Consider the following 13,531-nt stretch of genomic DNA (forward strand, 5'->3'; position numbering starts at 1 on the left):
GTGCCAGAGGGTCATTCCGTCCACCGGATCGCCCGGCAGTTCGCGCGCAACTTCGTGGGCCACCGGGTGCAGCTGTCCTCGCCGCAAGGCCGTTTCGTCGAAGGCGCCGCCGTGCTCGACGGGCACGTGATGACCAGGGCGCGCGCCGTCGGCAAGCAGATGTTCCTCGAATTCGACGACGGGCTCTGGCTGCGGGTGCACCTCGGCATGTACGGAGCGTGGGACTTCGCCGGTGAGATCCTGATGGACGCCACGATCGCATCCGCCAACGGCCGGATGGGCCAGACCAACCAGCGCGGCACAGACCTCGACGGGCCGGCGGATGCCGTCCTCGACTCCGCGGGGGAGAACTCGCTCCGGAGCATCGGAGCTCCCCGGCGAACCCGGGTGCGGATGGCCGAGCAGGAGAAGGAGATCGACCAGCGGGGCACCTTCCCGCCCGAACCGGTCGGGCAGGTGCGGGTGCGCCTGCTCACCGACACGGTATGCGCGGACCTGCGCGGCCCCACCGCCTGCCAGGTGCTCGACGCCGCAGAGGTGCAGGCGGTCATCGACAAGGCCGGCCCTGACCCGCTCCTCGATGACAGCCCAGCAGCGGAGGACCGGTTCACGGCCGTCGTGCGCCGCAAGCCCACCCCGATCGGACTGCTCCTGATGGACCAGTCCGTGGTGAGCGGCATCGGGAACGTCTATCGCGCCGAACTGTTGTTCCGGGCCGGTGTCAACCCGCACGCGCCGGGCAAGAGCCTCACCGAGGACACCGTGCGCGGTCTCTGGCGGGACTGGGCGCACCTGCTGACGATCGGCGTCGAAACCGGCCAGATGATGACCATGGACGACCTCGCCGGCGCCGACTGGGTGCTCGCGATGAAGAATCGCGCGGACCGGCACTGGGTCTACAAGCGCGAGGGCCTGCCCTGCCGGGTCTGCGGCACCCACATCCTGCTCGAGGAGATGGGCGCCCGCAAGCTCTACTGGTGCCCGACCTGCCAGGCCTGAAGATCACCCCCCCCGCCAGCGAGACAGACAGGACGCAACATGCGCAACACCCCCAGCTTCGTGCTCACTGATCCCGCCGAAATCCGGCGGCTGATCCGGGAGAACCCGTGGGCGACCCTGGTCAGCCACACGAGCACGGGCGATCTCGTCGCCTCGCACTACCCGATGCTTCTCGACGAGTCCGTTTCAGGAACGGATACCGATTCCGGCGAGCTCGTTCTGGTCACCCACGTGGGTCGTCCCGACGAGCAACTGCACGAGCTCGGGCAGGACGAGATGATCGTGATCATCCAGGGCCCGCACGGGTACGTGTCCCCGGGGTGGTACGACGCCAACCCGGCCGTGCCGACCTGGAACTTCATCACCGCGCACCTCTACGGCACGCCGGAGATCCTCAGCGCCGAGGAGAACCTGCTCGTGCTCGACCGGCTCGTCGATCACTTCGAGGAGCGCCTGCCCGAACCGCGCCGCCTGCACGGGACGGCCGCGAACTCGGCGTACGCCGACCGGATCTCGGCCGGTACCGTCGGCTTCCGCCTCCGGGTCACCCGGGTGGTCGCCAAGAGCAAGCTCAGCCAGAACAAGCCTCCCGAGACCGTCGACCGCATCATCTCCGAACTCGAGGGGACCGGTCCGTACGCGAGCGTGAACCTCGCCGCCGAGATGCGGCGCGCGCACGGGCGGCTCTCCCGCGCCGCCCGGGCCGGAGACGGCTCATGAGCCCCGATCCGCTCGTCCTCCGGAACGCCCGACTGCCCGGGAGCGACGAACTCACCGATGTCGAGATCGTCGACGGCACGGTCACGAGGCTCGGCTTCCTCGGTGGCGAGGGCGGCATGGGTGGCGACGGTCCTGCCGTCGAGTCGATCGACCTCGGCGAGCGCTGGCTGATCCCCGGACTGTGGGACAACCACGTGCACTTCACCCAGTGGGCGCAGATCGCCCGCCGACTCGACGTGTCGACAGCAGGCAGCGCCGCGGAGGCCGCCCGGATCGTCGCGGGGCGCATCCCGCTGCTCACGACAGGGGAGACCCTGATCGGCTTCGGCTTCCGCGACGGGCTCTGGCCGGATGCCCCCGGCCGCGCCGTCCTCGACGCCGTCTCAGGAACGGTCCCCGTCGTCCTCGTCAGCGGTGACCTGCACAGCGTCTGGCTCAACTCCGCCGCCCTCGCCGCCCGCGGACTCGGCGACCACCCCACCGGCCTGCTCCGCGAGGAAGATGCCTTCGCGGTGGAACGGGCACTCGACGCCGTCCCGGACGCGATCAGCGACACCTGGGCCGACGAAGCGGCGCGGGTCGCCGCCGCCCGCGGCGTCGTCGGCATCGTCGACCTCGAAATGGTCTGGAACCTCGACGTCTGGCGCCGCCGCATCGCCGCAGGCACCGATTCGCTCCGGGTCGAGTTCGGCATCTACACCGAACACCTCGAGCGCGCCGTCGCAGAGGGCCTCCGCTCCGGTGCCGTCATCGACGGCACCGGAGGTCTGCTCAGCGTCGGCCCGTACAAGGTCATCACGGACGGTTCGCTCAACACCCGCACCGCATACTGCTTCGACGACTACCCGGGGCTCACGGGCGCCGACGCCAACGGCGTGCTGAGCGTGACGCCAGACGACCTGCTCCGCTGGATGCGCCTCGCGAGCGAGTCCGGCATCCACCCCGCCGTTCACGCGATCGGCGACCGGGCCAACCGGATCGCCCTCGACGCCTTCGAGACCCTCGGCTGTGCGGGAAGCATCGAACACGCCCAGCTGCTCAGTCACGCCGATGTCGACCGGTTCGCCGCCCTCGGCGTCGTCGCGAGCGTGCAGCCAGAGCACGCCGTCGACGACCGCGACGTCGCGGACCGCTACTGGGCCGGCCGTACCGACCGCGCCTTCATGCTCGCGAGCCTGCTCCGCGCCGGGGCACGACTCGCGCTCGGCTCCGACGCGCCCGTCGCGCCGCTCGACCCCTGGGTCGGCATCGCCGCCGCGGTCGGGCGCACCAGGGACGGCCGTGAAGCCTGGCACCCCGAGCAAGGCGTGTCCCGCCAGGCCGCGCTCGCCGCATCCGCCCGCGGCAGGCACCGGGTCGCGGTCGGCGACCCGGCCGACCTCGCCGTCTGCGAGACCGACCCGTTCGTCGCGTCCCTCGACGACCTGCGGCGGATGAACGTCGCAGCGACCCTGCTCGGCGGCCGGTTCACCCACCGCGCGCTCTGACCCGATGCGGGCCGCGGGGGTTTTCCCCCGCAGCGATTGGGACGCAGGCCCGATGGGCGCGCCGGGCGTTCACGGCGAGGCTGGAGTCATCCACCAAGGAGGACACCATGACCACGAGGACACCCGCAACCGTCCCGCACTCCGGGGAATCTGGCAGTCTGGAGACCGTGCAGACCCCTCTGAGCGAAAATCCCGGCTATCGAGGCCTCTGGCGGTCGGTACCACGGGAACTCGGCTTCCTCCTGCTCGCCCTTCCCGTCGCGGTCATCGCCCTGAGCGTGCTGAGCACCGTATTCTTCACGGGCGTCGGTATGGTCGCGATCTTCGTGGGGCTGTTCGTGATCGTCGCCGCGCTCTATGCCGCGCGTGGTTTCGGCCTCGTGGAGCTGACCCGCCTGCGCTGGGCCGGCCAACCGGCCATCCGGCCTCCCCGGTGGGAACGTGACGGCCAGCCGGTCACCCCGCTTCGAACCCTGCTGGGCCCGCTTGTCGGCGGCCACTACTGGCTCTACCTCCTGCACGGCATGGTCGTGAACTTCGTGATCTCGCTCGTGAGCTGGACCGTCACCGTCGTCTGGCTCTCGATCGCCCTCGGCGGGGTCACCTTCTGGCTGTGGGGCTGGTCGATCCCGCAGGGCCAGGAGGGGGCAACCGGGCTGTTGGGCCTCGGCGAGCTGATTCTGCCGGGTACCCAGGGCGTCGGCAACCCGTACCTCGTCGAGAGCCTGCTCGAACTAGCGCTCGGCCTCGCGTTCCTCGCCACGCTGCCCTACGTCACCCGGGGCCTCGTGCTCGTGCACCGGTTCATCGGCCAGGGCATGCTCGGGGCCTGGCGCTCCGAGGCGCTCACCCGCGAGGTCGCCGACCTGAGCGCCTCCCGCGGCGCGGCCGTCGTCGCAGAGGACCGCGGCCTCCGCCGCCTCGAACGCGATATCCACGACGGACCCCAGCAGCGCCTCGTGCGCCTGCAGATGGACCTCGCGAGCGCCGAACGCAAACTCGACACGGACCCTGCCGCCGCCAGGGCGCTGCTCGCCGAGGCGCGGGAGCAGGCCCACGACACCCTCGAGGAGCTCAGGGCGCTGTCCCGTGGGCTCGTCCCGCCGATCCTGCAGGACCGCGGCCTCACCGTCGCGCTCGAGTCCCTCGCAGCCAGGAGCACCATTCCCGTCGCTCTCGAATTCCAGCTCGAGCCGGGGCTGCGGCTGCCCTCCGAGATCGAACGGAGCGTATATTTCATCGCGGCCGAGCTCCTCACGAACGCCGCCAAGCACTCCCGCGCGAGCGGCATCCGCCTGCACCTCGCCCTGCGCCGGGTGCCGGACGACGACTCAACCTGGCTCGACCTCTGGGTGATCGACAACGGCATCGGTGGGGCCGTCCTCACCGAATCGCACGGGTTGTGCGGCCTCGACGAGCGCCTGCGGGGGCTGCGCGGCCTGCTGTCGATCGACAGTCCGGCCGGAGGTCCCACGAATGTCGGTGCGCACATCCCGCTGGCCGAAACCCTGCCAGGTTCGATCGTCGTATCCTGAACGGGTGACCTCGCCAGAGCAGACCAGCGCAGCATCCGCGGCTCCGCTCCGGCTCGTTCTCGCCGAGGACTCGCTCCTGCTTCGTGAGGGGCTCGTGCGGCTCTTCGACGAGGCCGGGTTCGACTGCGTGGCCGCCTATGGCGACGCGGACGGCCTGCTCGCCGACGTCGATCGCCTCCGGCCGGACATCGCCGTGCTCGACGTGCGGATGCCGCCGACATTCCGGGACGAAGGGGTGCGTGCCGCCCTCGAGCTGCGGCGCCGGCTCCCCGGAGTCGGGATCCTGCTCCTCAGCCAGTATGTCGAGGCCACATACGCTCACGAACTCCTCGCGGCCGGCGACGGAGGACTCGGCTACCTGCTCAAGGACCGGGTCGCCTCCCTCGACGAACTGCAGGATGCCATCCTGCGGATCCACGCCGGTGGAACGGTGCTCGACCCGCAGGTGGTCCGTGAGCTTCTGGGCCGCCGCACCGACCCGCTCGAGAGACTCACTCCCCGGGAGCGGGACGTGCTCGGGCTGATGGCCGAGGGGCGCACCAACGTCAGTATCGCCTCCCGGCTCGTGATCGGGGTCGGCGCCGTCGAGAAGAACGTCACCGCCATCTTCCAGAAGCTCGGCCTCGACGATTCGGGAACGGACCACCGCAGGGTGCTCGCCGTCCTCGCCTTCCTCCGCCACTGAGTATTCTGCTGGCACTGAGTATTCTGCTGGCACTGAGTATTCTGCTGGCACTGAGTATTCCGCCGGCGCTGAGTATTCCGCTGCCACGAGGCGAATTGAACGTAGATAATTCGGTTTAATCTGATGAAACAGGTGCGAACGCGTCCTGGTGCGGGCAGACTGGAACCATGAGCGCAATCGAGAATTCCAAGCTGGCCATCATCGGAGCGGGCGCCGTCGGCACCTCCCTCGCGTATGCCTCCCTGATCCGGCAGTCGGCCCGCGAGGTGGTGCTCTACGACATCAACGAGCCCAAGGTCGAGGCCGAGGTGCTCGACCTCGCGCACGGCACCCAGTTCACCGGCGCGTCCTGCGTGTCCGGCGGTGCCGACCTCGACATGATCTCGGACGCCAACATGGTCGTGATCACCGCGGGTGCCCGGCAGCACCCCGGCCAGTCCCGCCTCGAAATGTCCGGCGTCAACGTCGGAATCCTCCGCGAACTGATGCCCAAGCTGATCAAGCGCGCCCCCGACGCGGTCTACATGATCGTGACCAACCCCTGCGACATCCTCACCTACGCCGCGCTGCACTTCAGCGGACTTCCCTCCAGCCGGGTGTTCGGCTCCGGCACCGTTCTCGACTCCTCCCGCCTGCGCTGGTTGCTCGCGCACCGGGTCGGCGTTGCGATCGCGAACGTGCACGCCACGATCGTCGGCGAGCACGGCGACTCCGAGTTCCCGCTCTGGTCCCAGGCCAGGGTCGGTCCGATCTCGCTCGACCAATGGGTCGCCGATGACATCTCCCCGGTGACCAACGGACGCGAGAAGTTCTCCGAGGCCGAGTTCGCGGCCATCACCGAGGACGTCAAGACCGCCGCGTACCGGGTGATCGCGGGCAAGGGTGCCACGAACTACGCGATCGGGCTCTCCGGTGCCCGGATCGTCGAGGCCGTGCTGCGCGACGAGGGCGCCGTGCTCCCGATCAGTTCTGTGCTGACCGACTACCGCGGCGTGAGCAACGTCGCCCTGTCCGTCCCGACGGTCGTCAACGCCGAGGGGGTGTCCCGGGTGATCGAGGTGCCCTTCTCCGAGTCGGAACAGGCCCTGTTCCAGCACTCTGCCGACACCCTGCGGGCGACGCTCGACACCCTCGGCCTGAAGTAGGGCGCGGCCCCCACTACGGTGGGAGGCATGTGGCCAGAGGCATTTGCAATCGCCGCGGCCGGTTTCGCCGCGGGCATGATCAACGTCGTCGTCGGTTCGGGGACCCTCATCACCTTTCCGATCCTCGTGCTTCTGGGATACCCGCCGCTCGTCGCCAACGTCTCCAACAACCTCGGACTCGTGGCCGGCGGCGTCGCGGGGACGATCGGCTACCGGCGCGAGATCGCCGCTCATCGCGGTTTCGCCTTCGCCCTTCTCCCTGTCGCCCTGGCCGGCGGCCTCGCCGGTGCCACCCTGCTGCTCGTGCTCCCCAGCAGCGCCTTCAAGGCCATCGTTCCTGTCCTCATCCTCGTCGGGATCCTCCTCGTCGCCGTCGGGCCGTGGATTCAGCGCCGGATCGCCGCACGAACCGCGCCGGCCAGCGAAGCGGATGCGGTGGCGGCGCCGACTGCCGAGGCGGCCGGCATCCCCGGCGGTCGTGGCCGGCGCGTCGGCATCATGGTGAGCATCTTCATCCTCGGCGTCTACGGCGGTTATTTCGGCGCGGCCCAGGGGATCCTGGTGGTGGGCGCCCTCGGCATCCTCACCACGGTCTCGCTCGGGTCACTCAACGCCGTGAAGAATCTCCTCGTCACCGGCGTGAACCTGATGGCCTCGATCATCTTCATCCTGTTCGCGCGCGACTCCATCGACTGGGCCGTGGTCGGTCTCATCACCGTCGGCGCGGGCCTCGGCGGCCTCCTCGGCGCGCGGGTCGGGCGGCGCCTGCCGCCCACTCTCCTGCGCGTGATCATCGTGACCGTCGGCGTCGTCGCGCTCGTCAACCTGATGCTCCACTCCTGACCGTTCTGTCCTCGGGGGAGCAGTCCGGAGTAGGTTGATCGCGGGGGAATTCACATGACGCTCGCAGCTTCAGCACTGGTCCGCTCCGTAACTTTGATCTGCGCCCTGACCGCGGTAGTGACGCTCGCCGGGTGCACGCAGGGTTCCGGCGGTTCCTCTCCGGGTGCCTCGCCAGAACCCACGGCATCCGCGACGACGACGTCCCTGCCCGTCGCGCTCGACTGTGGCCTGGTCCTGCCGGTCGACCGGGCCGCAGCCGCGCTCGGACTCCCGACGAACAGCCTCTTCGATCAGGCCACCCGGGCCACCGCCGAGCAGCAGCCGAGCAGCGGCGCCACCCAGATCATCGTGCAGGACGCGGCCGATGCCCTCGGCGGCCTGGTCGACTGCAGCTGGTCAGCCCCGGACAACGGCACCGGAGCGCTGACGGAGGACGGCAGCCGGATGCTCCCGCGCGTGAGCGTCCGTGTCCTGCCCAACGCCGTCGAAGGGTTCACCGCGAGTGAACCCGATTCCGACGACGGTCTGCGGGGACTGCACCCCGTCGACCTCGGAGACACGGCGTACGTGGCCTGCCACCCGCCGGAGCACGACTCGTGCCGGGCCGAAATCCTGGTCGGAACCACCTGGGTCAACGCGACCGTGAGCCCGCAACCCACCGAGGAGAGCTTCGTCGCGTTCGCCGGCACGGTCGTCGCTGCCGTCCGATCCGCCGGGTCCGCACCGGTCACAACGGCGCCCGTGCTCGTCGGTTGTGACGCGCTCCTGACCACTGCCGACCTCGCGGATGCCGTCGCCATCGTCCATGCGAACCCGACGGACTACGGAGCAGCCGGGAGCGGGGACATCGGCATCCGGCCCGCCGCGCAGAGGGCGGCCGGTCTTGTCCGGTGCGGCTGGTCGAGCTCGGATTCCGGGGCATCCTCAGGCGGTGCACTCCTGAACATCCTGCCGGCGGCCTCGGCCGCCTGGCGGGCGACACCGCCGAACCAGGCCAATTCCAGCATCCGGTTCGAAGCGGTGAGCGGGCTCGGGGACGAGGCATTCGCCGGCTGCGGAGGGGACACCTGTGAGGTCGACGTGCTCTCCGGCGGTGTCTGGGTGCTCGTGCAGCACGACGCTCAGCCGACCGGCAACCTGGACGGAGCGAAGACGCTTGCGACCGCCGCCCTGGCCAACTACCTCGCCAACCGATAGGGCGCCGGGGCAATTGCCGGCTACGGAAAGGGAATGACCGGATATGGAGGGGATGACGGGAATCGAACCCGCGCCATCAGTTTGGAAAACTGAGGCTCTACCATTGAGCTACATCCCCATGAGTGCCGAACTGCGCACTCAAATACCTTAGTACAGCAACGGCGACCTCGCGTACGCGAACCGGCCATGGGCATCCGGTCGGTGCAGTAGACTTACCGAGGTCAATCCGCTGTCGCGTGCACCTGCGTGGCGTCAGGCTGACTCCAACGGGTTGAGACAATATCCGGGGCGTAGCTCAGCTTGGTAGAGCGCTCGGTTTGGGGCCGAGAGGTCGCAGGTTCGAATCCTGTCGCCCCGACCATCACCCCCCTCTGAACCAGATCGAACACAGGAGATAACCCACGTGAAGTCCACGGTCGAAAAGCTGAGCCCCACGCGCGCCAAGGTCACCATTTCGGTGACCCCGGAGGAGCTGAAGCCCAGCATCACCCACGCATATGGTCACATTGCCGAAGACATCAACATCCCCGGCTTCCGCAAGGGCAAGGTTCCGCCGCCCATCATCGACCAGCGCGTCGGTAAGTCGGCCGTCCTCGAGCACGCCGTCAACGAAGGCCTCGACGGTTTCTACCGTGCCGCCGTCGACGAGCACAAGCTCCGCCCGCTCGGCCGCCCCGAGGCCGACATCGTCGAGTGGCCGTCCGACAAGGACTTCTCCGGCGACCTCAAGCTCTCCATCGAGGTTGACGTCCGCCCCGAGATCGACCTTCCCGCATACTCCGGCCTCAAGCTCGTCGTCGACACGGCCGAGGTCACCGACGAGGACGTCACCGAGGAGCTCGACAAGCTGCGCAGCCGCTTCGGCACGCTCATCACGGTCGACCGCCCCGCCAAGACCGGCGACTTCGTGCAGATCGACCTCGTCGCCTCCATCGGCGACGTCGAGGTCGACAACGCGACCGGCATCTCCTACGAGGTCGGCACCGGCGACTTGATCGACGGCATCGACGAGGCACTCGACTCGCTCAGCGCGACCGAGACCACGACCTTCAACTCCACCCTCATGGGCGGCGACCACGAAGGCGAAACCGCAGAGATCACCGTGACGGTCCTCGCCGTCAAGGAGCGCGAGCTTCCCCCCGTCGACGACGACTTCGCGCAGATCGCCAGCGAATTCGACACCGTCGCAGAGCTCACCGAAGACCTCAAGGCGCAGGCGCTGCGCTCCAAGATCTTCGGCCAGGGCACCCAGGCTCGCGAACTGCTCATCGAGCAGCTCCTCGCCTCCGTCGAGGTCCCGATCCCGACCGCGATCATCGAGGACGAGGTGCGCCGTCACCTCGAGGGCGAGAACCGCCTCGAAGACGACGTGCACCGCGCCGAGGTCACCGAGTCGAGCGAGAAGACCTTCCGCCAGCAGATCCTGCTCGACACGATCGCCGAGGCCGAGAAGGTCCAGGTCAGCCAGGACGAGCTCACCCAGTACCTGATCCAGGGCGCAGCCCAGTACGGCATGGACCCGAGCGAGTTCGTCCAGGCGCTCAGCGGAAACGGCCAGATCCCGTCGATGGTCGCAGAGGTCGCCCGCAACAAGGCCCTCGCGATCGCCCTCGGCAAGGCGGAGGTCGTTGATGGCAACGGCGCCGTCGTCGATCTCGCCGAGTTCACCGCGATCGCGGGCGACGAGCCCGAGGCCGCCGCGGACGGGACCACCTCCGTCGACGTCGACATCGACGCCGTCACGGTCGACCCCGCCGCGGACGCCGCAGCAGCCGCCGCGTCGGAAGACGCTGACGACGAGGCCGCCGAGGTCCCCGCGAAGCCGAAGAAGAAGGCCGCAGCCAAGAAGTAACACCCGCGGGCAGCATCCGCTGCCAGCACCCGCTGTACTCCAGCGAACGAGGGCCGGGCGTCTCAGGACGTCCGGCCCTTCCGTGTTCCCGGGCGCGGGGGAGCCGCGCAATCTGCCGAGGGCGAACACGGCCGTTCTGGCTCTCAGGCTCCTATAGATTCAATCTCAAGCGACAAGTGAAACGGAGCGCGACATGGCCGATATGACCCCAACACCCGGCGTTTTTGACCGACTGCTGAAAGACCGCATCATCTGGCTCGGTTCGGAGGTCCGGGACGAGAACGCCAACGAGATCTGTGCCAAGATCCTGCTGCTCGCCGCGGAGGACTCTGAGCGGGACATCTTCCTGTACATCAACTCGCCCGGCGGCTCGATCACGGCCGGCATGGCCATCTACGACACGATGAAGTTCGTACCGAACGACATCGTCACCGTCGGCATCGGGCTGGCGGCCTCCATGGGCCAGTTCCTGCTGTCCTCCGGCACCAAGGGCAAGCGGTACATCACGCCGAACGCGCGGGTCCTGCTGCACCAGCCGTCCGGCGGCTTCGGCGGCACGGCGGCAGACATCCAGACGCAGGCGAAGGTCATCCTCGACATGAAGAAGCGGATGGCGGAACTCACGGCGGAGCAGACCGGCAAGTCGGTCGAGCAGATCCTGATCGACAACGACCGCGACAACTGGTTCACCGCCCAGGAAGCCGTGACCTACGGCTTCGTCGACCACCTGCGCGGCTCCGCGTCGGAAGTAATCGGCGGCGGCGGCACCGACGACTCAGTGAACAAGATCTAGGACGGGCGTACACGACATGGAATTCACGAATTTTGGTCACCAGGCCGGTGGCCGCGCACCGCAGGCTCCCGAGTCTCGGTACATCCTCCCCACCTTCGAAGAACGCACGGCCTACGGCTACAAGCGCCAGGACCCCTACGCGAAGCTCTTCGAGGACCGCATCATCTTCCTCGGCGTCCAGGTCGACGACGCGTCCGCTGACGACGTCATGGCCCAGCTCCTCGTGCTCGAGAGCCAGGACCCTGACCGCGACATCGTGATGTACATCAACTCACCGGGTGGCTCCTTCACCGCGATGACGGCGATCTACGACACGATGCAGTACATCCGTCCGCACATCCAGACGGTCTGCCTCGGCCAGGCGGCGTCCGCCGCCGCCGTGCTGCTCGCCGGCGGAACGCCCGGCAAGCGCCTCGCGCTGCCGAACGCACGCATCCTCATCCACCAGCCCTCGGCCGGTGGACAGGGCGGCGGCCAGGCTTCCGACATCGAGATCCAGGCAGCGGAGATCCAGCGGATGCGCGACTGGCTCGAAGAGACGATCGCGCACCACTCCAACCGCACCTCGGCGCAGGTCCACAAGGACATCGACCGCGACAAGATCCTCGGCGCCCCCGAGGCCCTCGAATACGGCCTGATCGACCAGATCCTGACGAGCCGCAAGAACGTTCCGGTCCTCGTCAAGTAGCAGTTCCCTTTCGCGACGGGGCAGGTCCCCGTTCTCCTGTCGCCCGCGCGGCGGCCGGTCGGATGCGCAAGCACCGGCAGGCCGCCGCGTTCCGGTTTTCGCCGGTCGGGCGCCGCGCGATATCCCACCCGCGGGGGATTATTACGGGTTTCCACCGATCCGCGTCGCTTGCACCCCAGTGTCACCCCCAGAGGCTAGGCTCGGTTCAGCGAAACAAGCGTTACCAGCACGACCGATGGAGGAGGCTGACGGATGGCCCGAATAGGCGAAAGCGCCGACCTGCTGAAGTGTTCCTTCTGTGGGAAGAGTCAGAAGCAGGTCCAGCAGCTGATCGCCGGTCCCGGTGTCTACATCTGCGACGAATGCGTCGAGCTGTGCAACGAGATCATCGAAGAACGCCTGGCCGAGGCCGGCGCCGAAGAGACCACGGGCGAGTTCGAACTGCCCAAGCCCAAGGAGATCTTCGGGTTCCTTGAGGAATACGTCATCGGCCAGGAAGCCGCCAAGCGCGCACTGGCCGTCGCCGTCTACAACCACTACAAGCGCGTGCGCTCCCGGGCCACGCTCACCGCCGCCGACGCGATCCACGACGACGTGGAAATCGCCAAGTCCAACATCCTCCTGATCGGCCCGACCGGCTGCGGCAAGACCTATCTCGCCCAGACGCTCGCCAAGCGCCTCAACGTGCCGTTCGCCGTCGCGGACGCGACCGCACTCACCGAGGCCGGATACGTCGGCGAAGACGTCGAGAACATCCTGCTCAAGCTCATCCAGGCCGCCGACTACGACGTCAAGCGTGCCGAGACGGGCATCATCTACATCGACGAGATCGACAAGATCGCCCGCAAGGCCGAGAACCCCTCGATCACCAGGGACGTGTCCGGTGAGGGCGTGCAGCAGGCTCTGCTGAAGATCCTGGAAGGAACCGTCGCGTCTGTGCCCCCGCAGGGCGGGCGCAAGCATCCGCACCAGGAATTCATCCAGATCGACACGACCAATGTGCTGTTCATCGTGGCCGGCGCGTTCGCGGGACTCGACGACATCATCTCCACCCGTGCTGGCAAGAAGGGCATCGGCTTCGGCGCCCCGCTACACAGCAAGGGTGACGATGTGAACCTCTTCAGCGAGGTCCTCCCCGAAGACCTGCACAAGTTCGGACTCATCCCCGAATTCATCGGCCGGCTGCCCGTCGTCACGACGGTCACCCAGCTCGACCAGGTCGCCCTCATGCAGATCCTCACGGTTCCGAAGAACGCCCTCGTGCGCCAGTACCAGCGGATGTTCGAGCTCGACGGCGTCGAACTCGACTTCGAGCAGCCCGCGCTCGAGGCCATCGCCGACCTCGCCGTGCTGCGCAAGACCGGCGCCCGGGGCCTCCGCGCGATCATGGAAGAGGTCCTCGGGCCGATCATGTTCGAGGTGCCGTCCTCCAGCGAGGTCGCCAGGGTCATCGTGACCAGGGCTGCCGTGCTCGACAACGCCGCCCCGACCATCGTGCTGCACAAGGCCGCCCGCCGCGTCGAGAAGTCCGCCTAGCCCCGAAACCCATCACGACCTGAACCGCCTCCGACCACAGTCGGGGGCGGT

At 68.3% G+C, this 13,531-nt stretch carries 12 protein-coding genes and 2 tRNA genes; 13 read left to right on the top strand and 1 reads right to left on the bottom strand.

Annotated features, from left to right (window positions below; all coding sequences use genetic code 11):
- The 8 genes from E3O50_RS05525 to E3O50_RS05560 all read left to right on the top strand — a co-directional run bounded on the left by E3O50_RS05525 (position 1) and on the right by E3O50_RS05560 (position 8,611).
- Positions 1 to 999, top strand: a complete 999-nt coding sequence (locus E3O50_RS05525) for a DNA-formamidopyrimidine glycosylase family protein (RefSeq protein ID WP_134559777.1) — start codon at positions 1 to 3, stop codon at positions 997 to 999.
- 39 nt (positions 1,000 to 1,038) lie between these two features.
- Positions 1,039 to 1,719 carry an FMN-binding negative transcriptional regulator gene (locus E3O50_RS05530; RefSeq protein ID WP_134559778.1) on the top strand — a complete coding sequence of 227 codons (681 nt, stop codon included), beginning with the start codon at positions 1,039 to 1,041 and terminating at the stop codon, positions 1,717 to 1,719.
- Entirely contained in the window at positions 1,716 to 3,206 is a 1,491-nt protein-coding gene (locus E3O50_RS05535) for an amidohydrolase family protein (RefSeq protein WP_134559779.1), read from the top strand. The genes E3O50_RS05530 and E3O50_RS05535 overlap by 4 nt, the downstream gene beginning before the upstream one ends.
- Before the next feature lie 107 nt (positions 3,207 to 3,313).
- On the top strand, positions 3,314 to 4,741 hold the full coding sequence (locus tag E3O50_RS05540; RefSeq protein ID WP_134559780.1) for a sensor domain-containing protein: 1,428 nt from the start codon (positions 3,314 to 3,316) through the stop codon (positions 4,739 to 4,741).
- Between the two features lie 4 nt (positions 4,742 to 4,745).
- The gene (locus E3O50_RS05545) at positions 4,746 to 5,426 is read left to right on the top strand and encodes a response regulator transcription factor (RefSeq protein ID WP_241975420.1); all 681 of its coding nucleotides are present in this window, start codon (positions 4,746 to 4,748) and stop codon (positions 5,424 to 5,426) included.
- Positions 5,427 to 5,593: 167 nt separating this feature from the next.
- Positions 5,594 to 6,571, top strand: coding sequence for an L-lactate dehydrogenase (locus tag E3O50_RS05550; protein ID WP_134447880.1), 978 nt, complete (start codon positions 5,594 to 5,596; stop codon positions 6,569 to 6,571).
- A gap of 27 nt (positions 6,572 to 6,598) precedes the next feature.
- Positions 6,599 to 7,414 carry a sulfite exporter TauE/SafE family protein gene (locus tag E3O50_RS05555; protein ID WP_134447882.1) on the top strand — a complete coding sequence of 272 codons (816 nt, stop codon included), beginning with the start codon at positions 6,599 to 6,601 and terminating at the stop codon, positions 7,412 to 7,414.
- A 54-nt stretch (positions 7,415 to 7,468) separates the two neighbouring features.
- On the top strand, positions 7,469 to 8,611 hold the full coding sequence (locus E3O50_RS05560; RefSeq protein WP_134559782.1) for a hypothetical protein: 1,143 nt from the start codon (positions 7,469 to 7,471) through the stop codon (positions 8,609 to 8,611).
- 44 nt (positions 8,612 to 8,655) lie between these two features.
- Here the strand turns inward: E3O50_RS05560 and E3O50_RS05565 are convergent.
- Positions 8,656 to 8,729 (bottom strand) — tRNA-Gly (locus E3O50_RS05565).
- Between the two features lie 166 nt (positions 8,730 to 8,895).
- Here E3O50_RS05565 and E3O50_RS05570 point away from each other — a divergent pair.
- The 5 genes from E3O50_RS05570 to clpX all read left to right on the top strand — a co-directional run bounded on the left by E3O50_RS05570 (position 8,896) and on the right by clpX (position 13,480).
- A tRNA-Pro gene (locus E3O50_RS05570) sits at positions 8,896 to 8,972 on the top strand.
- A gap of 42 nt (positions 8,973 to 9,014) precedes the next feature.
- Entirely contained in the window at positions 9,015 to 10,463 is a 1,449-nt protein-coding gene (gene tig, locus E3O50_RS05575; RefSeq protein WP_134447886.1) for a trigger factor, read from the top strand.
- A gap of 193 nt (positions 10,464 to 10,656) precedes the next feature.
- Positions 10,657 to 11,256 carry an ATP-dependent Clp protease proteolytic subunit gene (locus E3O50_RS05580; RefSeq protein ID WP_134447888.1) on the top strand — a complete coding sequence of 200 codons (600 nt, stop codon included), beginning with the start codon at positions 10,657 to 10,659 and terminating at the stop codon, positions 11,254 to 11,256.
- A gap of 16 nt (positions 11,257 to 11,272) precedes the next feature.
- On the top strand, positions 11,273 to 11,944 hold the full coding sequence (locus E3O50_RS05585) for an ATP-dependent Clp protease proteolytic subunit (protein ID WP_134447890.1): 672 nt from the start codon (positions 11,273 to 11,275) through the stop codon (positions 11,942 to 11,944).
- 252 nt (positions 11,945 to 12,196) lie between these two features.
- The gene (gene clpX, locus E3O50_RS05590; protein ID WP_134447892.1) at positions 12,197 to 13,480 is read left to right on the top strand and encodes an ATP-dependent Clp protease ATP-binding subunit ClpX; all 1,284 of its coding nucleotides are present in this window, start codon (positions 12,197 to 12,199) and stop codon (positions 13,478 to 13,480) included.
- The last annotated feature ends 51 nt before the right edge of the window (positions 13,481 to 13,531 follow it).

The organism is Cryobacterium sp. MDB1-18-1, from assembly GCF_004402735.1.
GTDB lineage: Bacteria > Actinomycetota > Actinomycetes > Actinomycetales > Microbacteriaceae > Cryobacterium > Cryobacterium glucosi.